The 26,076-nt window shown below is 62.9% G+C and carries 27 protein-coding genes; 15 read left to right on the forward strand and 12 right to left on the reverse strand.

Annotated elements, in window-relative coordinates:
- Positions 1 to 4 precede the first annotated feature (4 nt).
- The 9 genes from fliJ to fliR all read left to right on the forward strand — a co-directional run bounded on the left by fliJ (position 5) and on the right by fliR (position 6,500).
- Positions 5 to 445, forward strand: coding sequence for a flagellar export protein FliJ (gene fliJ / locus ACN9M3_RS24975; RefSeq protein WP_426163753.1), 441 nt, complete (start codon positions 5 to 7; stop codon positions 443 to 445).
- Between the two features lie 12 nt (positions 446 to 457).
- Positions 458 to 1,921 carry a flagellar hook-length control protein FliK gene (locus tag ACN9M3_RS24980; protein ID WP_426318968.1) on the forward strand — a complete coding sequence of 488 codons (1,464 nt, stop codon included), beginning with the start codon at positions 458 to 460 and terminating at the stop codon, positions 1,919 to 1,921.
- 129 nt (positions 1,922 to 2,050) lie between these two features.
- On the forward strand, positions 2,051 to 2,569 hold the full coding sequence (gene fliL, locus ACN9M3_RS24985; RefSeq protein WP_426163757.1) for a flagellar basal body-associated protein FliL: 519 nt from the start codon (positions 2,051 to 2,053) through the stop codon (positions 2,567 to 2,569).
- 14 nt (positions 2,570 to 2,583) lie between these two features.
- Complete coding sequence (fliM, locus tag ACN9M3_RS24990) at positions 2,584 to 3,564, forward strand: flagellar motor switch protein FliM (RefSeq protein ID WP_426163759.1); 981 nt, start codon at positions 2,584 to 2,586, stop codon at positions 3,562 to 3,564.
- A gap of 15 nt (positions 3,565 to 3,579) precedes the next feature.
- Positions 3,580 to 3,999, forward strand: coding sequence for a flagellar motor switch protein FliN (fliN, locus tag ACN9M3_RS24995; RefSeq protein WP_055930721.1), 420 nt, complete (start codon positions 3,580 to 3,582; stop codon positions 3,997 to 3,999).
- Positions 3,996 to 4,634: a flagellar biosynthetic protein FliO gene (fliO, locus tag ACN9M3_RS25000; RefSeq protein ID WP_426318969.1), complete on the forward strand. Its 639-nt coding sequence runs from the start codon at positions 3,996 to 3,998 to the stop codon at positions 4,632 to 4,634. The genes fliN and fliO overlap by 4 nt, the downstream gene beginning before the upstream one ends.
- On the forward strand, positions 4,624 to 5,382 hold the full coding sequence (gene fliP / locus ACN9M3_RS25005; protein WP_426163764.1) for a flagellar type III secretion system pore protein FliP: 759 nt from the start codon (positions 4,624 to 4,626) through the stop codon (positions 5,380 to 5,382). The genes fliO and fliP overlap by 11 nt, the downstream gene beginning before the upstream one ends.
- Before the next feature lie 11 nt (positions 5,383 to 5,393).
- Positions 5,394 to 5,663, forward strand: a complete 270-nt coding sequence (fliQ, locus tag ACN9M3_RS25010) for a flagellar biosynthesis protein FliQ (RefSeq protein ID WP_055930712.1) — start codon at positions 5,394 to 5,396, stop codon at positions 5,661 to 5,663.
- 3 nt (positions 5,664 to 5,666) lie between these two features.
- Positions 5,667 to 6,500, forward strand: a complete 834-nt coding sequence (fliR, locus tag ACN9M3_RS25015) for a flagellar biosynthetic protein FliR (protein ID WP_426318970.1) — start codon at positions 5,667 to 5,669, stop codon at positions 6,498 to 6,500.
- 65 nt (positions 6,501 to 6,565) lie between these two features.
- On the opposite strand, the gene flgL is transcribed toward fliR, so the two are convergent.
- The 6 genes from flgL to flgG form a co-directional block, all read right to left on the reverse strand.
- Positions 6,566 to 7,795, reverse strand: a complete 1,230-nt coding sequence (gene flgL / locus ACN9M3_RS25020; protein WP_426163770.1) for a flagellar hook-associated protein FlgL — start codon at positions 7,793 to 7,795, stop codon at positions 6,566 to 6,568.
- A gap of 21 nt (positions 7,796 to 7,816) precedes the next feature.
- A complete protein-coding gene (gene flgK, locus ACN9M3_RS25025) occupies positions 7,817 to 9,766 on the reverse strand; it encodes a flagellar hook-associated protein FlgK (RefSeq protein WP_426318971.1) in 1,950 nt (649 codons plus the stop codon).
- Between the two features lie 62 nt (positions 9,767 to 9,828).
- Positions 9,829 to 10,755: a flagellar assembly peptidoglycan hydrolase FlgJ gene (gene flgJ / locus ACN9M3_RS25030; protein ID WP_426318972.1), complete on the reverse strand. Its 927-nt coding sequence runs from the start codon at positions 10,753 to 10,755 to the stop codon at positions 9,829 to 9,831.
- A 10-nt stretch (positions 10,756 to 10,765) separates the two neighbouring features.
- The gene (locus tag ACN9M3_RS25035) at positions 10,766 to 11,872 is read right to left on the reverse strand and encodes a flagellar basal body P-ring protein FlgI (protein WP_426163777.1); all 1,107 of its coding nucleotides are present in this window, start codon (positions 11,870 to 11,872) and stop codon (positions 10,766 to 10,768) included.
- 2 nt (positions 11,873 to 11,874) lie between these two features.
- Positions 11,875 to 12,531: a flagellar basal body L-ring protein FlgH gene (locus ACN9M3_RS25040; RefSeq protein ID WP_426318973.1), complete on the reverse strand. Its 657-nt coding sequence runs from the start codon at positions 12,529 to 12,531 to the stop codon at positions 11,875 to 11,877.
- A 15-nt stretch (positions 12,532 to 12,546) separates the two neighbouring features.
- On the reverse strand, positions 12,547 to 13,329 hold the full coding sequence (flgG, locus tag ACN9M3_RS25045; protein WP_426163781.1) for a flagellar basal-body rod protein FlgG: 783 nt from the start codon (positions 13,327 to 13,329) through the stop codon (positions 12,547 to 12,549).
- A 167-nt stretch (positions 13,330 to 13,496) separates the two neighbouring features.
- Between flgG and ACN9M3_RS25050 the strand changes: the two genes are divergently transcribed.
- Both ACN9M3_RS25050 and ACN9M3_RS25055 read left to right on the forward strand, forming a co-directional pair.
- A complete protein-coding gene (locus tag ACN9M3_RS25050) occupies positions 13,497 to 14,969 on the forward strand; it encodes a hypothetical protein (RefSeq protein ID WP_426318974.1) in 1,473 nt (490 codons plus the stop codon).
- Between the two features lie 45 nt (positions 14,970 to 15,014).
- Positions 15,015 to 16,388 carry a tetratricopeptide repeat protein gene (locus ACN9M3_RS25055; protein WP_426318975.1) on the forward strand — a complete coding sequence of 458 codons (1,374 nt, stop codon included), beginning with the start codon at positions 15,015 to 15,017 and terminating at the stop codon, positions 16,386 to 16,388.
- 9 nt (positions 16,389 to 16,397) lie between these two features.
- Here the strand turns inward: ACN9M3_RS25055 and ACN9M3_RS25060 are convergent, their stop codons facing one another.
- From ACN9M3_RS25060 to flgB, 6 genes are all read right to left on the reverse strand, one after another.
- Positions 16,398 to 18,731 carry an EAL domain-containing protein gene (locus tag ACN9M3_RS25060; RefSeq protein WP_426163787.1) on the reverse strand — a complete coding sequence of 778 codons (2,334 nt, stop codon included), beginning with the start codon at positions 18,729 to 18,731 and terminating at the stop codon, positions 16,398 to 16,400.
- A gap of 106 nt (positions 18,732 to 18,837) precedes the next feature.
- Positions 18,838 to 19,581, reverse strand: a complete 744-nt coding sequence (flgF, locus tag ACN9M3_RS25065; protein WP_426163790.1) for a flagellar basal-body rod protein FlgF — start codon at positions 19,579 to 19,581, stop codon at positions 18,838 to 18,840.
- A gap of 20 nt (positions 19,582 to 19,601) precedes the next feature.
- The gene (locus ACN9M3_RS25070; protein ID WP_426163792.1) at positions 19,602 to 21,143 is read right to left on the reverse strand and encodes a flagellar hook protein FlgE; all 1,542 of its coding nucleotides are present in this window, start codon (positions 21,141 to 21,143) and stop codon (positions 19,602 to 19,604) included.
- A gap of 24 nt (positions 21,144 to 21,167) precedes the next feature.
- The gene (locus ACN9M3_RS25075; RefSeq protein ID WP_426163794.1) at positions 21,168 to 21,860 is read right to left on the reverse strand and encodes a flagellar hook assembly protein FlgD; all 693 of its coding nucleotides are present in this window, start codon (positions 21,858 to 21,860) and stop codon (positions 21,168 to 21,170) included.
- A 2-nt stretch (positions 21,861 to 21,862) separates the two neighbouring features.
- Positions 21,863 to 22,267, reverse strand: coding sequence for a flagellar basal body rod protein FlgC (gene flgC / locus ACN9M3_RS25080; protein ID WP_426163796.1), 405 nt, complete (start codon positions 22,265 to 22,267; stop codon positions 21,863 to 21,865).
- A complete protein-coding gene (gene flgB / locus ACN9M3_RS25085) occupies positions 22,267 to 22,686 on the reverse strand; it encodes a flagellar basal body rod protein FlgB (protein ID WP_426163798.1) in 420 nt (139 codons plus the stop codon). The genes flgC and flgB overlap by 1 nt, the downstream gene beginning before the upstream one ends.
- Before the next feature lie 128 nt (positions 22,687 to 22,814).
- Here flgB and flgA point away from each other — a divergent pair, with 128 nt between their 5' ends.
- The 4 genes from flgA (at position 22,815) to ACN9M3_RS25105 (ending at position 26,033) form a co-directional block, all read left to right on the forward strand.
- The gene (gene flgA / locus ACN9M3_RS25090; protein WP_426163800.1) at positions 22,815 to 23,501 is read left to right on the forward strand and encodes a flagellar basal body P-ring formation chaperone FlgA; all 687 of its coding nucleotides are present in this window, start codon (positions 22,815 to 22,817) and stop codon (positions 23,499 to 23,501) included.
- A gap of 95 nt (positions 23,502 to 23,596) precedes the next feature.
- Positions 23,597 to 23,920 (forward strand): flagellar biosynthesis anti-sigma factor FlgM, encoded by a 324-nt coding sequence (gene flgM, locus ACN9M3_RS25095; RefSeq protein WP_426163802.1) that lies wholly within the window; start codon positions 23,597 to 23,599, stop codon positions 23,918 to 23,920.
- 6 nt (positions 23,921 to 23,926) lie between these two features.
- Positions 23,927 to 24,391, forward strand: a complete 465-nt coding sequence (locus tag ACN9M3_RS25100; protein ID WP_426163804.1) for a flagella synthesis protein FlgN — start codon at positions 23,927 to 23,929, stop codon at positions 24,389 to 24,391.
- A gap of 76 nt (positions 24,392 to 24,467) precedes the next feature.
- Entirely contained in the window at positions 24,468 to 26,033 is a 1,566-nt protein-coding gene (locus ACN9M3_RS25105; RefSeq protein WP_426318976.1) for a hypothetical protein, read from the forward strand.
- The last annotated feature ends 43 nt before the right edge of the window (positions 26,034 to 26,076 follow it).

Below are 26,076 nucleotides of genomic sequence, written 5' to 3' on the forward strand. Positions count from 1 at the left end.
TATCATGGCCTCTACCCAGCAACTTGAAACCCTGATCGACCTCGCGCAGCGGGAAACCGACGACGCTGCCAAGCGCCTTGGCGCGGCCTTGAAAGCCGTGGCGGACGCGGAAGAGAAGCTGAACATGCTGGTTGGTTACCGCGACGAATACGGCCGCCGTTTCGACGCTTCGCAGCAGCAAGGCATCACGCCGATGGCGTATCGCAATTTCCAGGCTTTCATGGAGAAACTGGATACTGCGATCCAGGGCCAGCAGGAAGTGGTCCGTCACAGCAAGGCACGCGGCGACAAGGAGAAGCAGTTGTGGCAGGACGCCGAACGCAAGCGCATGTCCTATTCCACCCTGCGCGACCGGGCCGAAGCCCAGGAGCTCAAGAAGGAAGCCAAGCGCGACCAGAAGGCCATGGATGAACACGCCTCCCGCCAGGCATTTTTCAAACGCTAGACCGATTCGATCATGCAAACCCAGACTGTCCAGAACTCCCCTCTTCTTTCCGGCAATTCGGCTGGTAGCCGTTCGTCCAATGGCGCGCAGGAAGACAAGCAGTTCGCACAGGCCCTGAACAGCCAGATCGAACGCCAGGCCAGGGCCTTGCCGCCATCGCTGCAGCCGCAAGCGAATGCCGCGCCGCGCCGCGCCGAGGCGCCGAAACCTGCCGCGCAGCAGCCAAGCCAGCAAGCGAAACCGGCATCCAGCGCGCCAGCGCCAGCCAACAAACCGGCCACGCAAGCGCAGGCGCCTGCCAAGGCCCAGCAAAGCGAGCAGCCAAACCAGGCCAATCATGCCGCTGCGCCTGCGGACGCGCAGCCGGCGCCGGCCGACGCGGCATCTGCCAGCTCTGCCACTGCCGCCAACGCCTCCAGCAGTGCCGGCGCGGCCAGCGACGAAACCGATAGCCAGCAAGCGGCCAACGATGCCGTCGCCGACATGCTGGCCATGATCCAGGGCCTGGTCCAGCCAACCGCGGCCGACGCGGCCAGCGCAGCAAGCGCGGCAGCCGCTGCGGCAGCAGCCTCCACCAAAGACGGCCGGGCCACCGAGGCCGAACTGGCCAGCGACGCCGTACTGTCCGGCAAAGGCGGCAGGAACGGCATTGCCGAGCGCCTGCCAGCGGAAGGCATGCCCGTCGACCAGGAGGCATTGCTGGCAGCGAAAGCTGCGGCAGAAGGCGCCGGCAAAGCACAAGATCCATCCCTGGCAGACGCGCTGGCGAAGGCACGCCACGGCGCAGCCGCCGAAACCGGCGACGCCAGTGCATCGTCCGCGGCTGCCGGCGGCAGCGACAAAGCCGCCGCCCAACCGCGCAGCGATTTCCAGGCCGCCCTGCAACAGGCCAGCGCCGACGCCGGCAAGGCCGCCGATGCCGCCGCGCTGGACACCAAACACGCCATCCAGCCGCAGGCCAGCGCCCTGCAGGCAGCCGCTACCGCCCTGGCGCCAGCCGGCGCAGCGAATGCACAAGCCGCCCAGGCCCTGGCCAGCAACCAGCTGCACGCCCGCGTCGGCAGCCAGGGCTGGGATCACCAGCTGGGCCAGAAAGTTGTCTGGATGGTCAATGGCGGCGAGCAGAGCGCCACCCTGACCCTGAACCCGCCCGACCTCGGCCCGCTGCAAGTGGTGCTGAGCGTCTCCAATGACCAGGCCAGCGTGGCCTTCACCGCTGCCCAGCCGGAAGTGCGCGAAGCGCTTGAGCAAGCACTGCCGAAGCTGCGCGAAACCATGGGTGAAGCCGGCATCACGCTCGGCGACACCAGCGTTTCCTCCGGCAGCCAGGACCAGCAGCAAGCGTTCGCTGATATGGCAGCCGCCGGGCGTGGCCGCGGCGTCGCCGATGGACAGAATGACAATACGGAGCAGGCCCCGCAAGCAGCCCCTCAAGTGCGCCGCAGCGTGCTCAGCGCTGTCGATACATTCGCCTAAGGCAGAGATAGCCCTGCTTCCTGCCTCTTTTCGGCGCATCGCTCCCCGAAAGCTTTCGCGATAATGACATAATGGCGTCATGATCCAACTCTTGCATCCAAGGCAGCAGAATTGAAAGCGAATCCAAAAATGAAGGCTGATGCTAAGGCAGAAGCAGCACCGCCGGCAGGTGGCGGTAAGAAAAAGCTGATCATCATCCTGGCAGCCGTGCTGGTGCTCGCACTGGCCGGGGGCGCCGGGGCCTGGTTCATGCTGCATGGCGATAGCGGCGACGAACATTCTGAAGAAGCCAAGCCCAACAAGAAAGCCAAGAAACCGGCCAAGAAAGCCGGCCCGCCGGTCTATATCCCTGTGGACCAGTTCACGGTCAACCTGCAGCCGGAAAATGGCGACCAGTACCTGCAACTGGCGATCACGCTGCAGGCAAGCAGCCTGGAAGAGTCGGAGGTCATCAAGACCAATATGCCGAAGGTGCGCAGCCGCATCCTGCTGCTGCTGTCGAGCAAGCACGCATCCGAGATCAACACTCCGGAAGGCAAGCAGCAGTTGAGCAAGGACATCATGGAAGCGGTCAACCTGCCGTTTGAAAACGGCGGCGAGCCGCAGGAAGTCTCCGAAGTGTTGTTTACCGCATTCATCATCCAGTAAGGCCCGGGTGAAGCATGGCTGATAATTTTCTCTCCCAGGAAGAAGTCGATGCCCTCCTGAAGGGCGTCAACGGCGACCAGGACGACGTCGCTGCGCCGGAGGAGACCTCGGGTGTCCGGACCTACAACCTGGCGACGCAGGAACGCATCGTCCGGGGCCGTATGCCGACCCTGGAAATTATCAACGAGCGCTTTGCGCGCCTGCTGCGCGTGGGCCTGTTCAACTTCCTGCGCCGCAGCGCGGAAGTGTCGGTGGGCTCGGTGCGGGTCTCCAAGTATTCCGAGTTCATCCGCAACCTGGTGGTGCCGACCAACCTCAACCTGGTGCACATGAAACCGCTGCGCGGCACCGCCCTGATGGTGTTCGACCCGGGCCTGGTGTTCCTGCTGGTCGACAACCTGTTCGGCGGCGACGGCCGCTTCCACACGCGCGTGGAAGGCCGCGACTTTACCCAGACCGAGCAGCGCATCATCCTGCGCATCCTCGACATCGTGTTCGAGGCCTATACCAAGTCGTGGGAACCCGTGTACCCGGTGGAATTCGAGTACATCCGTTCCGAAATGAATACGCAGTTTGCCAACATCGCCACGCCGAACGAGGTGGTGGTGGCGTCGACCTTCACGATTGAACTGGGGTCCGTATCGGGCCAGATCCACTTCTGCATGCCGTACTCGATGATCGAGCCGATCCGCGACGCGCTGACCTCCTCGCTGCAGGGCGAGGCGCTGGAAGTGGACAAGCGCTGGATTCGCCTGATGACGCAGCAGATCCAGATCGCCGAAGTGGAACTGGTGGCCAAGCTCGGCACTGCCAAGGTCAATTTCGACGAAATCCTGAACATGAAGGTCGGCGACGTGATCCCACTCAACATCCCGGACACCATCGAGGCGACCGTGGATGGCGTGCCTGTGCTCGATTGCACCTACGGGGTGTTGAACGGGCAATACGCATTGAAGGTGGAGAAACTGCTGGCAAACGCGGATAATATGAAATAAAGCTAGGAGAGAAACATGGCGGATAATCAAGACGACGATACAAGCATGGATGACGATTGGGGCGCCGCGATTGCCGAGCAGGCCGCTGCCGAGGCTGCCGCGATGCAGAACCAGGCTGCCACTGCTGCCGTGTTCAAGGACTTTTCCAAGCAGCCGAACAAGACCGAAACCCATAACGATATCGACTTCATCCTCGATATCCCGGTCCAGCTGACTGTGGAGCTGGGCCGTACCAAGATCGCCATCAAGAACCTGCTGCAACTGGCGCAGGGCTCAGTGGTGGAACTGGATGGCCTGGCCGGCGAACCGATGGACGTGCTGGTCAACGGCTGCCTGATCGCCCAGGGCGAGGTGGTGGTGGTGAACGACAAGTTCGGTATCCGCCTGACCGATATCATCACGCCTTCCGAACGCATCCGAAAATTGAATAAATGAAGCAGAGCATTCCTGCCCTTTACCTGCTGCGGCCGCTGACCATGGCGGCCGTCCTCTGTCTCGCCGGCGCGCCTGCGCTGGCGCAGCAAGCGTCCGCCCCAGACACCATTTCCACCAGTTCGCAAGCTGCCCCGGCCAATGCCGCCAGCCCAGTTGCGCCTGGCGCCGCGCAAACTACTGCACCGGCCGCCGCGCCAGCGGCGACACCCGAACAGCAGGCCGCCATGGCCGGCGCCCGTGCCGCCAACGCCCAGGCGCCGAGCAATGTGCTGGCGGCACAAGCACCGTCCGCTGCCGGTTCGCTGTTCCAGACCATCCTGTCGCTGGGCTTTGTCATCGCCCTGCTGGTCGGCCTGGCCTGGCTGCTGAAGCGTTTCGGCCCGAAACACATCACGGGCGGCAGCAAGCTCAAGCTGGTCGGGGCGCTGAGTGTCGGCGCCCGCGAACGCATCCTGCTGGTGGAAGTCGGCGAGCAATGGATCGTGGTCGGCGCCTCGCCTGGCCGCATGAATGCCCTGGCGACCATGCCGCGCCAGGAAAGCGACGAAACCGAACTGGCCGGCGCCCAGCCGGTGCCTGGCGCGAATTTCGCCGAATGGTTCAAACAGACGATTGAAAAGCGCAATGGCAAATAAACGCGCGTGGCGCATGGCCGGCTGCGCGGCTGCCGGCGCGGCGCTATTGCTGCCCTTGCTGGCGGCGGCCGAACCGACCATCCCTGCCTTCACCAGCACGCCCGCCGCGGGCGGCGGCACCAACTACGGCCTGACGCTGCAAACGCTGATCCTGATGACGGCGCTGACCTTCATCCCGGCAGCGCTGCTGATGATGACCGGCTTTACCCGCATCGTGATCGTGCTCTCGTTGCTGCGCCAGGCGCTCGGCACGCAGTCGGCGCCGCCCAACCAGGTCATCATCGGCCTGTCGCTGTTCCTGACCTTCTTCGTCATGAGCCCGGTGTTCGACAAGATCTACACCGACGCCTGGGTGCCGCTGCAGGACAACAAGATCACCATGCAGCAGGCGATGGAGCGCTCGGCCGCGCCGCTGAAGACTTTCATGCTGAAGCAGACGCGCCAGTCCGACCTGGCCCTGTTTGTCAAGATATCGCGCAGCCAGGAACTGCAAGGGCCGGAAGACGTGCCGCTCAAGATCCTGGTGCCGGCCTTCATCACCTCCGAACTGAAGACCGCCTTCCAGATCGGCTTTGCCATCTTCATCCCCTTCCTCATCATCGACATGGTGGTGGCGTCGGTGCTGATGTCGATGGGTATGATGATGATGTCGCCCGCCGTGATTTCACTGCCGTTCAAGCTGATGCTGTTCGTGCTGGTCGATGGCTGGCAATTGCTGCTGGGCTCGTTGTCCCAGAGCTTCTATTAGGGAGGCTGGCAATGACGCCTGAAACAGTCATGACCATGGGCCGCCAGGCCATGGAAGTCACGCTGATGGTGGCCGCGCCGCTGCTGCTGGTGGCGTTGCTGATCGGCCTGGTGGTCTCGATCTTCCAGGCCGCCACCCAGATCAACGAGGCGACCCTGTCCTTCATCCCGAAGCTGGTCGGCGTGTTCGTCACCCTGGTGGTGGCGGGACCGTGGATGATTTCGGTGATGGTCGACTACATGCGGCAAGTGCTGACTGGCATTCCTTCGCTGGTCTCGTGACCGATGCTGGTCGTCACCGCCGCTGAACTGAACACCTGGATCGCCGCCCTGTTATGGCCGGCAGCTCGCATCCTGTCGCTGATTGCGGCCTCCCCCATTTTCGGCAATGCCCGCATCCCGCAGAACGTCAAGCTCGCGCTGGGCGTGCTGATCGCCATGGTGGTCGCACCAGCCGTGCCGGCCATGCCGGCGCTCGATCCTGCCGGCTGGGCCGGACTGTCGGTGCTGGCGCGTGAAATCGTGATCGGCGCCGGCATGGGATTCGCGATGCGCCTGGTGTTTGCAGCAGTGGAAATGGCGGGCGAGATTTCCAGCCTGACCATGGGCCTCGGTTTCGCCAGCTTCTTCGACCCGATGTCGCAAGGCCGCTCCTCGGCGGTGTCGCAATTCCTGGTGTGGGTGGTGACGCTGGCAGTGCTGGCGGTGAATGCCCACCTGGTGCTGATCGAGGCGCTGGCGGAAAGCTTCTACACGCTGCCGGTAACCGCCATCGCCTTCCATAACGATGGCTTCTGGGACCTTGCGTTGTGGGGCTCGAAGATCTTCACGGCAGGCCTGCAGCTGTCGCTGCCGATTGTCGCGGCCCTGCTGATTACCAACGTCGCGCTGGGCATCCTGACGCGCGCCGCGCCGCAACTGAACCTGTTCGGCATCGGCTTCCCGATCACCCTGGGCGTGGGCTTCCTGACGCTGACCATGACCCTGCCCTACATGAGCATGCCGATCCAGTCGCTGGTCAACGAGGGCATAGAAAAAGCGCGGCAATTGCCGCGCGAGTGGGATAGCAGGAAAAAAGTCGGGGTCAGGTCTGGCAATCAGACACGGCCTCAGCCGTAGGCGACGCCTACGGCTGAGGCCGTGTCTGATTGCCAGACCTGACCCCGACTTTTTTAACGCAAGCCTCAGATCAAGTTAAACAACGACAAACCGGTCAGCGCCTTGTAGGATTTCTGCGCTGCTTCCAGCGTGGTTTGCTGCTGCGTGAAGCGGGAAATGGCTTCCACCGGGTCCAGGTCGACCAGGTCGGACAACTGGCTCGCATATTGCAGGTTCAGGTCGTCGCCAGCGCTGTCGAGGTGATCCAGCTCGCTCAGGCGGGCGCCGACGGATGCGCGTACCGACAGCACGTTGTCCAGCGAGTTGGTGATGTTCTGGTTGGCCAGGTTCAGCGCGTTCGTCAATGCCGTACCTGCCTGCGGCGTACCGCTCGGGCCGCGCAACGCGGCGATCAGGGTTGTCATGGTTTCGAACACCGACTGGTTCTTGCTCGGGTCAACGTTGAACACGTCGCCGTTGGCCGGCGCCCCGGTGATATCCATCTGGATGCCATCGAAAGCAATCGGCTGGCCGGACACATAGGGGACGTTCGACGCGACGGCAGTGCCAGCAGTGACGTCGTTGACGGTATAGGTAGTCACCGCCGGCGTGCCGGTCACGGTGAAATTCAGAGTGTAGTTGTGGCCAGTCACTGCCGAAGGGGTCTTCACCACGCCCGGGGAAATGATGCCGGTGCCGCCACGGGTATAGTTGTTCGGGTCGACGCTGGTCTGGAAGGTGCCGTTGCCGGTGATATTGCTTTCGAAGATGGCCGAGCCAGTCTCGCTGGTCGCCAGCTTGCGCGACGAGGCCACCTGCAGTTCGCGCTGGCCCTGGTCGCCGTTATAAGTGGCGCCGGTAGCGGAACGGGTAAATGGCTGGATGTCGCTCTTGTAGCCGGAGAACAGGTAGGCGCCGCTGCCGTCGGTAGCGTTGGCCTGGCCCAGCAAGTCTTCCAGGCGCCCCTCCAGTTCCTTCGCCAGCGCTTCGCGGTCGGCGAGCGTGAACCCTGGGTTGCCTGCGGCGACGATCTTGCTCTTGACTTCCTGCAGCAGGTCGTCGGTGTTCGCCAGCGTATTGTCCACCAGCGACAGCGAGGCATTGGCGTTCGTGCGATTGGTGACGTACTGGGTGTTGATTGATTTCGACTGCGACACTTCCAGCGCGCGTGCCGACGCGACCGGGTCGTCCGACGGTGTCACGACGCGCCGCATGGTCGATAACTGCAGCTGCGTCTTCTGCAGTTGCGCCTGCAGCGTGTTCAGCTGGCTGACGCCGTTCTCGTAAATCGTCCGGGTGGCAATACGCATGACCATGATGCTATTCCTTCAAAAATCTTACCTGCCCAGCGAAAGCAGGGTATCAAACAGTTCGCTTGCCACCTGGATCACCTTGCCGGATGCCTGGTAGGCCTGCTGGTAGCGCAGCAAGTTGGATGCTTCTTCGTCCAGGTTCACGCCGGAGACCGAATCGCGCGCGGCCTGGGCCTGCTCCACGGTGGTATCGGCCGCAGCACCGGCGATCTGCACTTCACGTGTCTTGTTGCCGACAAAGTTGACCATCTGCGCGTAGCTGGCCTGGAAGGTGGCATGGCCATCGTCCAGGATGTTCTTCGTCTGCAGGCCCGCCAGCAGCACGCCATTGCGCGCGTCGCCAACCCCGCTGCCAGGCGAGATGGTGAACTTGTCGTTGTTGGCAGGGTTGCCGGTAATCTCGATCTCGATGCCCTGGAACGTCATCTTGGCGCCAGCGGTGTACGGCACCGGGGTGCCGGCCGGATAGTTCGTGGTGGTGCCATTGACCGTGACGTCGACAGCCGTCGGGAAGCCGCTAAGCTGGTTGGTCGCGCTGTTGTAGGTCAGCGTGACCGGCGCCGCCAACTGGTTGCCCGGCAACAGGTAGTTCGAGTTCACCGCACCGGCGCTGATCTTGCCGGTGCCGGTATTGGCGGTCGGCACCGAAGTGCTGATCGGCGCTCCCAGCGCAATCTTGTTGCGGTCTTTCAGTTCGACGCCGAAATCCTGCGCCGCGTTATAGGTCGGGCGCACCAGGAAGTGGTCGGGGCCGCCGGCCGCACCGGTGATGGAGAAGGCGACGCCATCGATCACTTGCGGCTGGGTCTGCGGATACGGCGAAATGGTCGTGGTCACGCCATCGCTGGCGCGCGTCACGATGAAGTCGGTGCCGTTGTAATTGATGTCATAGTCCGACGCGGTCAGCTTGGCCGCGTCAACCACTACCGCATCGATTTTCACCGTGCTCGATGGCGAGTTGCGCGTGTCGTAGCCGACATAGGCGTGGATATCCTTGAAGAAGTTGCCGCCCAGGTTGCCATCCAGGTCGATGCCCAGCTTGTGCTGGTCATTGAAAGCATCGGCCAGGCCGGCGGCGATCTTGCCGAGGTTGGCATTTGCCACGTCCAGGCCGCTATTGCGGAAATCGATTAGGCCGCCCAACTGGCCGCCGGTCAGCACGCTGTCGGGCAGCTGCGAGAAAGTGCCGCCCTGGGTGCGGTAGCCGACCACGATGCGCTCCGGGTCAAAGGTCGAAGGCGCCGTGGCCAGTTCCTGGCTGCGATTACCGATCACCAGCGGCTGGCCGGTGCCGAACGAAACGTTCAGCATATTGTTCTCGGCCGGCCTGACAGTCACCTGGACCTGCTTGTTCATCTCCGCGATCAATGCGTCGCGCTGGTCCATCAGGTCGCTCGGCAAGGTCGATGGGTCGACCGACAGGCCGGCAATCGTATTGTTCAGCTCGGCGATACGGCGCGCGAAGGAATTGATTTCGTTGACGCTGGCGGCGACGCCGGTGTTGACGCCCTCGTTCAATTCCTTCATGCGGCTGGACAGACCGTTAAAGCGCGATGCCAGCGATTCTGCCGCGGACAGCATGGCCTGGCGCGCCGCGGTCGACTGCGGGTTCGAGTTGGCATTCTGCACGCCGCTGAAGAAGCTCTGCAGTGCCGGTCCCAGGCCGACCGTGGTATCGGCCAGCAGGTTGTCGATCTGGCTGACCTGGTTGAAATAGGTGTCGAGCTGGGCCTGGTTGGTCTGGGCGCCCAGCAATTGGCGGTTCAGGAAGTCGTCATAGACGCGCTTGATCTGCGCCACTTCGGTGCCGGTGCCGAGAAAACCTTCGCCGGTCTGGATCGGCTGCGTGGTGCTCTGCACCACCACCTGCCGGTTATAGCCGAGCACGTTGGCGTTGGTAATGTTGTGCCCAGTGGTGGCCAGGCCCGTCTGGGCAGCCAACAAACCACTTTTACCGATGCTGAGTAAGGACATTTTATTAATTACCTTCGATAGATATTCAGTTTACGGCACATCCCGACAAAACTTGATGTTCGTCAGGCAAGAGTGCGCTTGATAATGCCGGCCAGCTTGCTGGCATAGTTGGGATCGGTGGCGTAGCCGGCGCGCTGCAAGCCCTTGGCAAACCCGGCGGCATCGGTGCCGTTGGCTGCCGCCAGCGCTTTTTCATAGCGCGGATTGCTGCTCAGCAGGCGGGCGTAATCCTTGAAGCTGTCCGCATAGCTGTCGTAGGCGCGGAATTTCTCGACGCGGGTCTGCGGCTTGCCGTTGACATACTCAGTTGTAGCCGTTTCGACAACACGCCCCTTCCAGTCCGGGCCGGCCTTGATGCCAAACAGGTTGTGGCTGTTGCTGCCGTCGCGGCCCTTGATTTCGCGCCGGCCCCAGCCGGTTTCCAGGGCGGCCTGGCCGAGCATGAACTTGGCCGGGATGCCGGAAGCGCGGCTGGCTTCTTCCGCGTGGCTGGCCAGTTTGTCCTGGAAGCTGCGCACGTGGGCCGGCTTGTCGCTGGCCGCTGCCGTGCTGGTCGCCGCCTTGGACATCGCCGCCGCCCCGCCGCTGGCTTCGATTGAGCGCTGCAGCCTGGCCTGCTCCATCAGGGCGCGTGTCATGGCCGGATCGGTCGGCACGCCATCCACCGGCGGCGAGGTTTTCGACAGCTGGCGCACCAGCACGTCGGCCAGGCCCAGGCCTTTCTTGGCGATGTCCTGGCTGGTCTGCTGGTCGAGCATGGTGGTGAACATCTTGGTTTGCTGGTTGTCCATCAAACCGTCTTGCGGCGTAGCATCGCGCATGCTCTTCATCATCATGTTGACGAACATCGCTTCGAACTGGGTGGCCGCGGTTTTCAGCGCCTCGGGCGAACCGGCACGCGCCGACTGGCGCAGCTCGGACATGCCCTTGGTGTCGATGGCAAGATTGGCGCTCAGGTCGGTGGCAGCGGAGGCTGTGCGGGGGATCATGGCGGCATCCTCAAATGATTTCCAGCTCGGCGCGCAGCGATCCCGCTGCCTTCATCGCCTGCAGGATGGCCAGCAAGTCTTGCGGGGAGGCGCCGATGGCGTTGAGGGCTTTCACCACGTCGGCCAGCGACGCACCGCCCTTCAGCATGATGACCTTGCCGGAGTCCTTCTTGATGTCGACGCTACCCTGCTGGGATACCACGGTCTGGCCACCGCTGAGTGGATTCGGCTGGCTGACCTGGGTGTCGGCACTGACCGATACTGACAGGTTGCCGTGCGAAATGGCGCACGTCTCAAGCGTGACTTCCTGGTTCATCACCACCGAGCCGGTGCGGGCGTTCATGATGACCTTGGCGGCCTGGCGCGCCGGGCGCACGTCCATGCTTTCCAGTTCGCCGATAAAGGCCACCCGCGCATCGCTCGACGAAGGCGCGGTGACGCGAATGGTACGGCCGTCCTGCGCATAGGCCACGCCGGCGCCGTATTTGTCGTTGATGGCGTTGACCACGCGGCTAGCCGTGGCAAAGTCGGTATTGTTCAGTTCGAGGCGAATCTGGTTGCTGTCGCCCAGCGTGGTGGGCACCGCGCGTTCCACCGTGGCGCCGCCGGAAATGCGGCCGACCGACAGGTGGTTGACGACGACAGCAGCGCCGCCGCCCGGCGCCTGCGCACCCACGCCACCGACCAGCACATTGCCTTGCGCCATGCCGTACACCTGGCCATCAGCGCCTTTCAATGGCGTCATCAGCAGCGTGCCGCCGCGCAGCGACTTGGCGTTACCCATCGACGACACGGTGACATCGATCTGCTGGCCCGGTTGCGCGAACGCCGGCAGGTTGGTGGTGACCATGACTGCCGCCACGTTCTTCAATTGCAGCGTGGTGCCGGGCGGCAGCGCCACCCCCATCGACTGCAGCATGGAAGCCACCGATTGCACGGTGAACGGGGTTTGCGTGGTCTGGTCGCCGGAACCGTCGAGGCCGACCACCAGGCCATAACCCATCAACTGGTTCTGCCGCACGCCGGCCACGCTGGCCAGGTCTTTCAGGCGTTCAGCCTGCACGGCCGGCGCCAGCAGCAAGGCGGCGCAAAGAGTGAGGAGCTGAAAAGTCTTCATGATCAGAAAGGCAGCAGGCTGAGGAAGAAGCGCGACAGCATCGACTGCACTTCGGCGCCATCGATATTGCTCTTGGTGCGGTATTCGACGCGGGCGTCGGCGATCGAGGTCGACGCCACCGAATTGCCGTTGATCGAATCCGGATTCACCATGCCGGAAATGCGGATGTATTCGGTCGCCTTGTTCATGCCGACCTGCTTTTCGCCGGCAATGATCAGGTTACCGTTGGACAGCACTTCCACCACGGTGGCGCCAATGGTGCCGCGGAAGCTGTTGCTCAGCGACTGGCTGTCGGCATCGGCAAACTTGTTGTCGGCACTGGTGGCGACGTTGGTGCCGAAGCGGTTTTGCAGCACGCCCGGAATGCCGAAGTTGACGCTGCCGGACTTGCTGCCCGCGCTGGCGCCGTTCTTGACGGCAGACGTGCTCTCCGTAATGACGACATTGATCACGTCGCCCACGTGGCGTGCGCGGCGGTCCTCAAAGGCCGGGCGGAAAGTGCTGGCCTGGTAGATCGCACCATTGTTCTGCGCCGCCGGCGGATACGGCGGCGGCAGCGGACGGGCGCTGGTCGGGCCGTTGACGATCGAGGTTGGCGCACCGGCGCAGGCAGACAGCAGCGCGGCGGCGATGATGGTGGCGGCAAGACGGAATCGCATGGCGGGCTCGTTCGATTACAGCTGCGACAGGCGCTGCAGCATCTGGTCGGAGGTGGTAATCGCCTTCGAATTGATTTCGTAAGCGCGCTGGGTCTGGATCATGTTCACCATTTCCTCGACCACGTTGACGTTCGAGGTTTCCACATAGCCCTGCAGGATCACGCCCGTGCCGTTGGTACCGGGCTGGTTCTGGGTCGCCGCACCGGACGAACCGGTTTCCACGTACAGGTTCTCGCCCTTCGATTCCAGGCCGGTCGGGTTGATGAAGGTCGCCAGCTGGATGGCGCCGATCTGCTGCGGGGCAGCCTGGCCCGGCAGGGTGACCGAGACGATGCCGTCGCGGCCGACCGTTATGCTGGTGGCATTGATCGGGATCGTAATCGCCGGCTGCAGCACGAAGCCGCTGGAAGTCACCATCTGGCCGTTGTTATCGCGCTGGAAGGAACCGTCGCGGGTATAGGCGGTGGTACCGTCCGGCAGCAGCACCGGGAAGAAGCCGTTGCCGTTGACCATCAGGTCCTTGTCGTTGCCGGTCGACTGCGGGTTGCCCTGGGTATGGATGCGCTCAATGGATACCGGGCGCACGCCGGTGCCGAGCTGCATCCCCGACGGAAGCTGGGTCTGCTGCGAGGACGCGGCGCCCGGCTGGCGGATGTTCTGGTACAGCAGGTCTTCGAAGACCGCGCGCGACTTCTTGAAGCCGTTAGTGCTCACATTCGCCAGGTTGTTGGACACCACGTCCATCTGGGTCTGCTGCGCTTCCATGCCGGTCTTGGCAATCCACAGTGATCGAATCATTTGCTGCCCCTTAAACGGTAAAACCAAGCGGTTTTTCTATACAGGCATTATCCCGTGGCAAGGATCAACTCAAAGCTTCGATCTGGCTGGTTTTCCCCCGCCTATTCACGCGTGTGGCGCGAATTGTTCAGCTCTGCTATTGTTTGCGATTTGATAATTATTGCTGTATGCCGCACGACCAAGAAGTCCCATCTGCCGGAAAACGCCTTGTCGCGTTCGTGTTCGCCCTCCTTGCCGCGTGTGGAAACTGCGCTGCCGCATGTTTCCAGGCCAACCCAATGGTTCCGCCATCAAATGACATCGGCGTCTACACGGGCGAAACGCCGGAGGGCCTCATGGCATTCGGCGAATCCCCTTACGGGCGGACTCGCGCACCGTATCCGCCGCCACCGCCTGCGGGCATAACGAAACAGGATCAACAGCGTTTACCAGGCGAGGCCGGCACGGTAAAGCTGTGGTACTTCGAGGCCAGTCCCAAAGACCGCTCGCTGCGTGTCTGCAGGGTTGATGTATGGTTGCCGCGCCAGCATCTGGGACAGGGGCAAGGGATGTTTGAGCAGATAGCACGGCATTCCAAAGGGAATGCCCTATCCCGCAGCCTGCTGGACCAGGACTTGACGCTTGCGTACAGCACCACCTATTCCTACGACAGCAAAGGCCGGATCGAACAGATTATCCAGGCCGATTTGTCAAAAGACCTTCCGGTCGACACAACTGCACAACATTGCAACCGCTACGATGACAGCGACCGCGTGATTTTGTGGGTGAATCCGGAACATACGAAGAAGTGTCCGACAGGCGAGCCGTCCCTGCGCGATGAATGGCGCGAGTTCAGGTACGCAACAGTCGATGGGAAGGAAGTCCAGTTACGTTCGCGCTGGCATCTCCCCAAGTCCACTGCGCGCTGGCGGGAAGAATGGTCGCCATTTCAAATCGATCCGACTCCCGATTCGGTGTGGGGAAATGCATTTGTCGACTCGCGGCGCGGCGTGCATGAGATATTCGGCTCAACTTACGGAAAGCTGGACAATAACGCGGCCAATATGGTCGTCGACGTATTCGGTCGGTGGAACGGGTCCAACTATACTTTCCTGAAGCCGCCGGTTCGCATTTCCCTGCTCGAGAATCCGGACGAGCTTTACAAATACGAACGGCGCCGCATGACACGCCTGGATGGGCACATCCGTTTATACGAGCTGTTCAAGGCGAACGAGCACATTTCCCGGCACCGCTTTTACATTCTGGAGGGATACGTCCTGCGGCATGAGCAACTCGATGCGAAGGGCAAGATCAAACGCATCATCACGGTCAACGACTGGCGCCAGCCGCGCCCTGGGCCCAATCCGGATTTCGACGACAGGCTGTTGAAGACGAGTGCTCCGCTCCTGATTGCCCACCAGGTGTACCACCGTGTCTACGAGATAGATGCGAATGGCCGGCCAACCCTGGTTGCCTTGAGCTGGAATCGATCCGTGCGCAACCCTTTGAAGAGGACTCCGCTGACGATGGCTGACCTGGTGTTCGGAACGCCAGGCGGCCAGGAAAAATGGAAGACTCGCGAAGAGTTCGACAAGGCTTTTGATACAAGCGAATACGCCCTTCAAATCTTCCCCGAACGACCGATGGACGACGACGAATAGGCAAGCAACTCAACCCCAAAAGCCGACCAACTTTCGATTCTTGAAATGACAAAGACTCCTGCGATCTTCTTTACCACGGCGCTGCTTTACTCGCTGCCACTGGCTTCCTTGGCACAAGCAGGCTTCGCGCTCACCGATCAGGAGAATCGCTATATCAGCGCCCTGCTTGAGTACCAACAGGCAGCTGACTTGCCCGCGCCAGCCAGGCAGTTCATGGCGGCGCGGGCACACGAGTATGGCGGCGACCTCGAACGGGATGACGAGCGCGCGCAGAAGCTCTATATCCTTGCAGCCGATGGTGGCCACATCGGTGCGCAGAAGCAGCTGGTAGCGGCCCACAAGCAAAACAGTTCCGGTTCGACGCCAAGCGCAAAGCAGGTGGCAGCATGGGAGGCAAACATCAAACGGAATGAAGGAGCCGCCCGCGCTTTGCCTTCCATATCGGCTCCCTCGCAGCAGCAGGCACTTGCCCTTCTTGAAAAATCTGCGGAATCCGGGCACATACAGGCCCAGCTTCAACTGGCAAACACATACCGGCGCGGCCTGGAAGGCGTCAAACGCAACGCCGCCAGCAGCAAGCAATGGTATTTGAATGCTGCCGAGCAGCTCTGGCCAATGGCCGACAGAGGAAATCCCATCGCTGCCAGTATCCTGGCCGAATTGAGCCTGCAGAACAAGGGCTTGCCCTATGACCCGGAACTGGCGGGCCTCCTGCTGAAAGTCTCGCAGCAGCGCTTGGCCGGAAATGAACGCGACGCGGAGGCATTGGACAAGCTGGAACGGGAGCTTGCGCCCGAACGACTCGCTCGCCTGAATGCCACGGCAGCACAATGGCGGCCGGGGGCGGAGCTGCCGCGTGACCTGCGGCAGGCAATTTGTACCTCGTCCGACTTTGTCCAGCCGAATTTCGACCGGCCGAAAGCCCTGGCGGAGTTTGCCGACTTCCAGGCACGCCTGCGGAAGGCTATTGATGACGTGAGTGCAGTCGAGCCTTCGCTTATTGGCCAAACTGCCGCACTCAACACCTTGCGTACTGCATTTGCGGGAACCATCGCGGCTGGGGCAAAAGGCGAGGCGTTGCTGGCCGACTTCATCCAGCCATCGCCCAGGGGCGTGGTGTCGCCGCTGGGATCCATGTTTGAGAAGATCAAGGGGAAATCGTGCCCGGTGGGATACGGCGGCAGCTTCACTGAAGACGGAAATACGGTGGAGCTTTGGTATGTGGATCTCGATCCGGCCGACCGCGGCGCACTCCAGGCGTTCTCGCAAGCGGCGTTGCCCGCACACGGAAGCCTGGTGCGCGGAAAATTCCCTGCGCTTGTTTTTACGAGAAACGAGAGCGGGAAACTGCAGCTTTACGCGATGTCGCAGGAGATGGCGAAGGTCATGCAATATTGGTGGGGCATACAGCTGATGTAAGCGCCAGGGTCAGAGCGCAGCTTCCTTGTCCGCCTGCCGGGCTGCCTGCAGGGGCTCGGGCCGCCCTACACCATATCCCTGGGCAAAATCGACACCCATCGCGCGCAGGCAGGCCAGCACTGCGTCGTCCTCGACGAATTCGGCAATGGTCTGCTTGCCCATCACGTGCGCGATCTGGTTGATCGATTCGACCATGGCACGCTCGGTTGGGCTGTGCAGGATGCCTTTAATGAAGCTGCCATCGATCTTTACGTAATCGACAGGCAGGTGTTTCAGGTAGGCGAAGGAGGACATGCCGGCGCCAAAGTCGTCGAGCGCGAAGCGGGCGCCCTGTGCCTGCAGGTCCTGGATCAGCGTTGCCGCCTGCGCCAGGTTGGCCACCGCCACCGTTTCCGTGATTTCAAAGCACACGTCCTCCAGCGCCACGCCGGTCCTGCGCTGCTGCTCCAGCACGAATTCCAGCAAACCCTCGTCGCACACCGAGGCGCCGGACAGGTTGATGGCCCAGCTCGTACCGGCAGCTTGCTGCGCCAGCGCTTCGAAGGCGTGGCGGATGACCCAGCGATCAAGCAGCGGCATCAGGTCGTAACGTTCCGCGGCCGGGATGAAGGCCATTGGCGGCACCAGGCCGCCCTGCTCGTCCAGCATGCGCACCAGTACTTCGGCATGGGCGCGGCCGCCGCGCAGCGGGGCGATCGTCTGCAGGTGCAGGCAGAAGCGGTCGTTTTCCAGCGCGGCGCGGATGCGCGACACGGCTTCCATCTCAGTCTGGCGCACGGACAGTTCGGCATCGTCGTCGCTGTACAGGTGGATGCGGTTGCGGCCTTTTTCTTTCGCCATGTAGCAGGCGGCATCGGCTGCTTTCATCACTTCCTTCAGGCTGCTGCTGCGGCTATCGAGCAGCACCAGGCCGATGCTGACGCCAATGCGGTAGCTGCGCACGCCCCAGGCGAAATGCAGGTCGACCACGGCCTTGCGCACTTTTTCCGCGACGCGCAAGGCGTCCTCGTGGCTGCACTGGGTCAGCATGATGCCGAATTCGTCGCCGCCCAGGCGGCCGACGATATCGCGTTCGCGCAGCGTGGCTTGCAGGAGCTGGCTGACTTGCTTGATCAATTCGTCGCCGGCTGCGTGGCCGCTGGTGTCGTTGATGATCTTGAAGCGGTCCAGGTCGAGGTATAGTACGGCATGCTCGCCGCCGCTGCCCTGCCGTAAAGCCGCCAGCAGTTCGCGCAGGCGCCGTTCGAATTCGCGCCGGTTAAGGATGTCGGTCAGCTCGTCGTGCGTGGCCTGGTAGCTCAATTGCGCGGCGTGCCGGCGCGCTTCGCTGGCGTCGTGCAGCACGATGACCTGGCCGATGGCAGCGCCGTCCGGCGCGTGGATCGGCGCCACCGAGCGGTCGACTGGCAGCAGCGTGCCGTCGGCCGCCAGCAGGTGCAGCGCTCCGCCCTCGCCTTCCAGCCGGCACACTTGATCCAGCGGGCGGCCGAGCATGTCGGCGCCTGGCATGCCCAGCATCTGTTCGGCATTGCGGTTGCTGTAGCTGACGCGTTGCTCGCGGTCGGTCGTGATGACGGCGTCGGCAATCGAACCCAGGGTCACCTGCACCAGCTCTTTCTCGGCGAAGGCTTCCGCCTCGCTTTGGCGCAGTTGCTGCAGCAGGCGTTCGCGGCGGGCAAAGGAACGGCGCAGGTAGCTGTTGCCGCTCCAGGCCAGCACGGCCGCTGCCAGCAACAGCACGGCCAGCAAGGCCGTCGAGACCTGGCGCGCGGCATCGTTGATGGCGGCGGCAAAGCCGATGGCAAGCGGAGTCAGACGGCGGTCGATTTCCTGGATTTCCAGCAGCACCACCGGTGCTCGGCGTGCAGCCGGCGGCATCCCGTGCACGCGCTCGCCCAGTTCACGCAGGCGCAACAGGTGCTCGTCGCTATGTTCCCAGTAGGTGATGGCGCGCGCCATCAGGTAGATATCCTTGAAATTACGGTACAGCCAGACCATGCCGCGCACGTCTTCTTCGGCATTACGGCCGCCCAGGAAGCCTTCGCGCACCACTTCCCAGTCCATCTGTTCCTGGTCCATCTCGCGCCGCGCGCGCATGTCCGATAGCGGCACGGCCAGTTCGGACTGGAATTGGGCGTAATCCTGTTCGTCAGCGGTAACGAGATAGCGCTGCAGCGAGGCGATGGCGGCCTTCTGCCCTTTGGACCAATGACTTTCGCCGCCGACGTAGGCGCGCAGCGTGGCGGCAATCGACAGGCTGAACACGGCCACCAGGGTGAGCGCTGCCACGGCCAGCACAAACGGCAGGACCACAGTGGCGTAACGTTCCTCGGGACGAGCCATAACCTTGTACTGCTGAGATGAAAGGTCCCATGATGGGGAATCCCGGCGCAGTGCGCAATGGCGCAGGCGTGATTCGTTGCCTCAAAGCAACAACATTAATGCAATATTAATTCAACGCCAAGATTTGCGTGGCCTTGGCAGCATTGTTTTCCGCGTTTTTCAGCAAACTCATTTGCGTTTCGAAAGAACGTGCCAGGGTGATCATATTGACCATGGCGTCGATCGGGTTGACGTTGCTGCCCTCCAGCGTGCCGTCGGCCAGGCGCACGTTCTGGTCGGGATCGGCCGGCAGGCCGCTTTGCTGGCGGAACAGGCCGTCGTCGCCGCGCACCAGGCCTTTGACGTCCGGATTGACCAGCTTGATGCGGCCCAGCACATTCGATGGGCCGGGCTGGGTCTGGGTGGTGTCGATGGCCGACACGGTGCCGTCGGCGGCAATGGCCACCTGGGCGTCGGGCGGAATGGCGATCGGGCCGTTTTCGCCCACCAGCGTGAGCCCGGCCGCCGTTTGCAGCATGCCGTTTTCACTGACCTTCAGGCTGCCGTTGCGGGTATAGGCTTCGGAGCCGTCGGTCGATTGCACGGCAATGAAGCCGTCGCCGCGCAGGGCCACGTCCAGCGCCCGCCCCGTGGTCTGCATCGCGCCGGCGCGGAAATCCGAGCCGACCGTGTTGTCGACCACGAAGGTACGGGTCGGCAAACCTTCCGCCACCACCGGCACGGCACGGAAGGAATCGAGCTGGGCGCGGAAGCCGGTCGTGGTGGCGTTGGCCAGGTTGTTCGACGTGGTGGCCTGCTGCTCCAGGATATGGCGCGCGCCGGTGGCGGCGGTGTAGACAAGGCGGTCCATCGCTTGCTCGCTTTATCCGATTAACGCAGGTTGACCAGGGTTTGCAGCACCGAGTCCTGGGTCTTGATGGTCTGCGCATTGGCCTGGTAGACGCGCTGCGCGGTGATCATGTCGACCAGTTCCTTGGTCAGGTCCACGTTGGACGATTCGACCGAGGAGGAGCGCAACTGGCCCAGGTTGCCCTCGCCCGGCGTGCCGACCTGCGGTGCACCGGAGGCCGAGCTTTCCGCCCACACGTTGTTACCGAGCGGGATCAGGCCGTCCGGGCTGGCGAAGTTGGCCAGCACGAATTGCGCCAGCGGCCGCGACTTGCCGTTGCTGTACTGGCCGATGATGGTGCCGCTGGCATCGGTCGAGAAGCGCTGCAGGCTGCCCGAGGAGTAGCCGTTCTGCGTCGATTCCTTCTCGCTGGTCGGCGAGCCGTACTGCGTGGTGCCGACGAAGTTGGTGGTAATCGTCATCGTCAGGTCGGCGCCGTTGTCCGGGAAAATCGGCAGGTCGATCGAGAACGGCAAGGTCTGAGGCGGCGTCAGCAGCGCCATGCGCGCTGCGCTCAACTGGCCGTTGGTGTCGAAAGCCAGGGTGCCGGCCTTGACCGCTGGGACCGTAATTGCCGCCGCCAGTTTCTGGTCAATGATGTCGGGCGTATTGCCCGGGACGGCGCCAACGTCGGTCGGCGGCGTGTACACCGCCGCCAGCCTCGCCAGTTGGGCCGGCGTAGCGCCCGCTGCCGTCGCGGCAGCGGTCATGGCCGCACCGGCAGCAGCGGAATACGCTTGCTGGGCCGCCAGCATGCCGGCGGCATTGCCCGCCGCCGCCGCGGTGTTGTAGGCGGCGCGCGCCGCCAGCGAAGCCGGGTCGGTCAGCACGGCTTGCGCGATCGCCTTGGAGTCGACCTGCACGCCATCGCTACCGGCGTACACATCCCATACGCCGCTGCCCTTGTTCACGTAGAACACCGACATGGTGTGGGCATTGCCCAGGCTGTCGAACACATCCATCACGGTCTGCTTGGTGTAGGTCAGCGGATCGGTGGCGTCGAACGGCACCTTGGTCGGTACCGGCGAGGTGGACGACAGGTTGATCTTGAAGTTCGCTTCGGTGGTCTCGACCGGGGTCAGGTCGGCCGTATCGATCTTGATCGGCACCGGCGCGCCTGCCAGGATCACACCTTGCTGGTTGGCCAGGTAGCCGGTGATGGCGTTGCCCTGGGCGTTGGTGATGATGCCGTTCTTATCGAGCAGGAACTGGCCGTTGCGCGAATACTGCACTTCGCCGCTGGGCGCCACGGTGCGGAAGAAGCCGCCGCCGTTGATGGAAACGTCCAGCGGGTTGTTGGTGGTCTCGATATTGCCCTGCGTGAATTGTTGCGCGATGCGCGAAATGCTCACGCCGATACCCGGGTTGTTGCCCGCCACGCCGTTCAGCGAGTTGGCATACAGGTCGGCAAACTGCGCCTGCGAACTTTTGAAGCCCACCGTGCTCGCGTTGGCGATATTGTTGCCGATCACGTCGAGCGACTTGCCTGCGGCGTTCAGGCCGCTGAGACCTTGTTGAAACATGGTATTTCCCCTATCAGGTTGGGCTTACAAAACTTGCTTGATATCGTCCATGGTCAGTTGACCGATGGCTGGAACATTGAGCTTGGTGCCGCCGGCGCCGGTGGACACGCTGGCCACGGTGCCGAAGGTCAGCGCCTGCACGCCTTCGGCCGCCTTGCCGCCCAGGGTGCCGCTGACGCTGACGGTGTACATGCCGTCCGCGGCGGTGGTGCCGTCTTCCAGCTTGCCGTCCCAGCCTAGTGGCAGCACGCCGGCATCGACCGCCTGCAGGGTCTGCGTGTGCACCACCTTGCCGGCGGCATTCTTGATGTCGATCTGCAGCGAGTCGACGGCGTTCTTCAGCTCGACACCGAACAGGCCCTTGCCCGACACCAGTTGCAGGTTCTTGCCGGCCGCGAGCACGCCGTGGTTGATCAGGTTGGTCGCCTGCAGCGAAGCCGAATTGGCGTAATCTTTCTTCAATGATTCGATCGTCTCGTTCAGCTTGTTGATGCCGGTGACGGTCTGCAGTTGCGCCAGCTGGCTGGTCACTTGGGCGTTGTCCAGTGGATTCAGCGGATCCTGGTTCTTCAGCTGCGTGATCAGCAGCGTCATGAATTTGTCCTGGTCGGCCGAGACGCTTTTGTCCGAGCCGGTAGTGCCGCGCGTGTTGACTGCGTTGAGCAGGGCTTGCGACGGCGCGCCGCCGCCAGTGACGGGGGTGTTGGTGATGGCCATGGTTACTGTCCGATCGTCAGGGTTTTCAGCAGCATGGTCTTGGCTGCATTCATGGTTTCCACATTGGTCTGGTAGGAGCGCGAGGCCGACAGCATATTGACCATCTCGTCGACCACGTTCACGTTTGGCATCGTCACATAGCCCTTCTCGTCCGCCAGCGGATGCTTGGGGTCGTAGACTTGCTTGAGCGGCGACGGGTCTTCCACCACCTGGCTGACCTTCACGCTGGTGGCGGCGCCATTGGCGGTCGGGGTGGCTTCGAACACGACCTGCTTGGCGCGGTAGGCTTCGCCGCTGGCCGAGGTGGCGCTGTCGGCGTTGGCCAGGTTGGAGGCCACCACGTTCAGGCGCTGCGCCTGGGCGCTCATGGCAGAACCGGAAACATTGAAGATGCTGAACAAGGACATTACTGGCCTCCCTGGATCGCGGCCAGCAGGCCTTTGATCTGCGAATTAATAAAGGTCACGCCGGCTTCGTAGCGCAAGGCATTGTCGGCAAAGTTGTTACGTTCGACATCCATGTCGACGGTATTGCCGTCCACCGCGCCCTGCGCCGGGTGGCGATACAGCAGCGGCGTGCCGTCCGGCAGGGTGCTGCCGTCTTGCGGCGGGCGCGGGAAATGCTTGTTGGCAGTCGTATTCAGCGGCTGCGGCGTGGCCGCCCGCTGCATGGCTTCCTGCAGGTTGGCGGAAAAGTCGATGTCGCGCGCCTTGTAGTTTGGCGTGTCGGCATTGGCGATGTTCGACGCCAGCACGGCCTGGCGCTTCTCGCGCAGGCTGAGGGCGGTTTCGTTGAACAGCAGGTAGTTGTCGAGTTTGCCTAACATGGCACTTCTCCGCTTGATGACAGGTTCGATGATACGGAGCAATGTGCTTGCTTGATCGGAAGAGAAAGGCGGGGTTTTTGCCCCTATTCGCGGCTTGCGGCTGTCGCGCGAGGGCTAAGATGGGCAGCATGAAACAAATCCTCATCATTGCAAGCTTGTTGGCCGCCAGCGTGGTCCAGGCCGCCCCGGCCCGCATGGAGCCGACGGCCCTGCGCCAGGTCGCCGAGCAATTCCTGCAAGTACAGACCGCCGGCCTGCCCGGCAAGGTCACCGTCAACATCGGTGCGGTGGACCCGCGCCTGAACCTGGCGCCCTGCCCTGCGCCGGAAGCCTTCCTGATGCCAGGCGCGCGCGCTTGGGGCAAGACCACCGTGGGGGTGCGTTGTGCGGCGCCTTCGCCGTGGACGGTATATATTCAGTCTCAGGTATCCGTGTTGGGCAGTTACGTGGCCGCAGCCGTGCCGCTGGTGCAGGGCCAGTCCATCGAGGATGGACAGTTGGCGATGATGCAAGGCGAATTGACCGCCCTGCCGCCCGGCATTGCCACCGACAAGGCGCAACTGGTCGGCAAGTCCAGCAGCATGTCGATTTCGGCCGGCACCCCGGTCCGGGTGGACATGGTGAAGGCGAAGCCGGTGATCCTGCAGGGCCAGCTGGTCAAGCTGGTCACCCGCGGCAACGGCTTCTCGGTTTCGGCCGAAGGCAAGGCGGCCGGTTCGGCGGCCGAGGGGCAGGTAGTGGCAGTTCGCACCGGCAATGGCCAGCAAATCAGCGGGATTGCCCGCCTGGGCGGACTGGTCGAAGTAGCTTTTTGAACAAGTTTCACGATGCCAGCTAAAGTTTGGCCGCAGGTTGCCGTAATAGACTCGTATGCCGGGGTAAAGTACTCCAACCAGACGAGGATAATGCTGTGAAGATCAACGATACATTGAAGAACACGCCGGGCTTGCCGAGTTCGCCCGCGACGTCCGGCAACGCGCGCAGCGCGGACAGGACTGCCGCAGCGACTTCCACCGCACCACAGGCAAGTACCGACAATGTGCGCCTGTCCCCGCAAGGACAGGCAATGGCGGCCAGTGGCGCAGCAGCCAGCAATGCCGTGTTCGACACCAAGAAAGTCGAACGCATCAAGATGGCAATTGCTGACGGCCAGTTCCAGGTCAATTCGGAAAAAGTGGCAGACGGTTTGCTGGACACGGTCCGCGACCTGCTGCACGCGCGTAAGCAACGCTAAGGAAGCATGATGGCCGCAGTCTCCCCCAAACACAGCCTGCAGGCTGAGTTAAGCAAGATCACGGAATTGCTGGAAGTCCTGAAACAGGAACAGCAAGACCTGGTAGCGGCCGACATCGACCACCTGACCTCGCTGACCCCGCACAAGTCGGCCCTGGTCAATGAAATGGCCACCCTGGCCACCGCGCGCCACCGCGCCCTGGCCGACGCCGGTTATCCAGCGATGGAACTGGGCATGGAGTCCTGGCTGGAAGCCCAGCATGACGATGCCGCCAATATCCTGTGGCAGCAGTTGCTGGACCAGACTCGGGCGGCAAAGGAACTGAACCGCCTGAACGGCGTACTGATCAACAAGCACCTGGGCCACACCCAGGGCGCGCTGCAGGCCTTGCGCCCGCAGCAGACCACGGTCTACGGCCCGAGCGGCATGACGACCACCGGCACGACGCGCCGCGGCTTCATCGCCGGCTAGGCCTTTGCGCAACCGGCACGGTGCCGGAACTTTCGAAATGTGTGACTTTTTATGCAACCTTCTGCATAATGGGCGCATGCGTACATTTCTCTCAGGAATTATTCTGGCGGCCACGACCGCCCAAGCTGATGCTGCCTCCGTTCACTCCGCCCTTGGCGGGGAACAGTTCGGCTTGCAGCCTGCCGACAATTATCAACTGGCCAATGGCCGCTGCAAGGACTGCGGCCAGAAACAGGCCTTGTGGTATTTCCAGGACGAGCTGATCGCCCTGCCGCCCGCCAGTGCCAAGGATGCGCCGGGCCTGGTCTGGCTCGGTTCGCCGCAACTGGTGCCGCAGGCGCGCTTTGACGGCAAAGCGCTGCATACGGCCGATGGGACCACGCTCAACTTCCGCCTCGCGCCAAAGATCGCCACCAACCGCTCCTATTTCAACGCGAGCTCGGAAGCCTTCTTCCGTCAGCGCGAGGTGCGCGTGCGCGGCCAATGGGATGAGGCCGGGCAGCAGTTCGTGGCGCGCACGATCTGGCCGCGCGACTATGTGATCGATGCCGGCAAGCTGCCGGTGCAGCCGCTGTCCGGCGCCGACGACCTGCAGGGCTTCGTACGGCATGCCGAGGGCGGCGCGCGCGGCGAGTACACGGTGCGCAAGGTGTGGCAGCGCCCCGGCGCCACGCCGGCCGAGCTGTCCGGCAAGCCGGTGCTGGCCATGATGCTGAGCGGCGCCCAGGGCGACGACGACGAAGCTTACGGCGGCCATTTCGCCATCGCCACCGGCCGGCTGGGGCCGCAAGGCGAGTGGTCCGACTGGCTGGTGAATAACTTCTACGGCCTGGATTCGTACAGCGAAAAAGGCATCGTGGCGTCGGCACTGCCGATGGATAACTACCTGATGGACCTGAACAGCGGCCAGCAGTACTACCGGCCGTCGTACATGCTGGTGGCCGTGCTGAAGGATCCGCGCACGGCGCAGGCTTACCAGGCCAACGTGAACCAGGTGTTCCGCGATTTCTATGCCCATCATTTCAGCTACCAGCATGCGGCTGCCAACTGCACGGGGATCAATGTCGACGTGCTGCGCAAGCTGGGCTGGCAATGGCCGCTGCAAGGGCCGACCAATCGCCTGAAAGCCGTTGGCGCCTTTGCGTATATGGCGGCGAAGGAGATGAGCATTGCCAGCGGCAAGAAGGCCTACAGCTATTTCACCGAGGAGCAGACCCGCTTGCACCCGGCGGTGGCATTCGATGCGCTGGGCAAGGATTTGCTGAACGTGCTGGGCGGGCAGGCTGGACGCCAGTTGAGCGGCTTCGAACAGCAGTTGCAGTCGGATGTGGAGGCTGTGATGCTGGTGCGGATTCCGCAGGTGCCTTCCAGCCGGGCGTTTGGTTCGGCGCCGGCGTATTCGATCGATGAATTCATGGCGCGTGCGCCGGAGGATCGCAGCAAATGGCAGGTGGTGCCGACGGAGCCAAGGCCGTTTCCTGAGGAGTTGATGGACGAGCAAGCCAGGAAGAATTTGCAGACGTCGGCCTGGCCGATGGCGGCGCTGGTGTTGCTGGTGGCGGCGATCGGGACTGCGTGGCACTGGCGGCGCAGGCAAAAGCTGCGGCAGCAGGTGCCGCATCCGGAGCGGCTGCGCGCGTAAAACCGGCAAACCGGGGTACGACCCGCAGGGTCGGACCCCAGCC

Source organism: Pseudoduganella sp. R-43 (assembly GCF_049913255.1).
GTDB lineage: Bacteria > Pseudomonadota > Gammaproteobacteria > Burkholderiales > Burkholderiaceae_D > Rugamonas.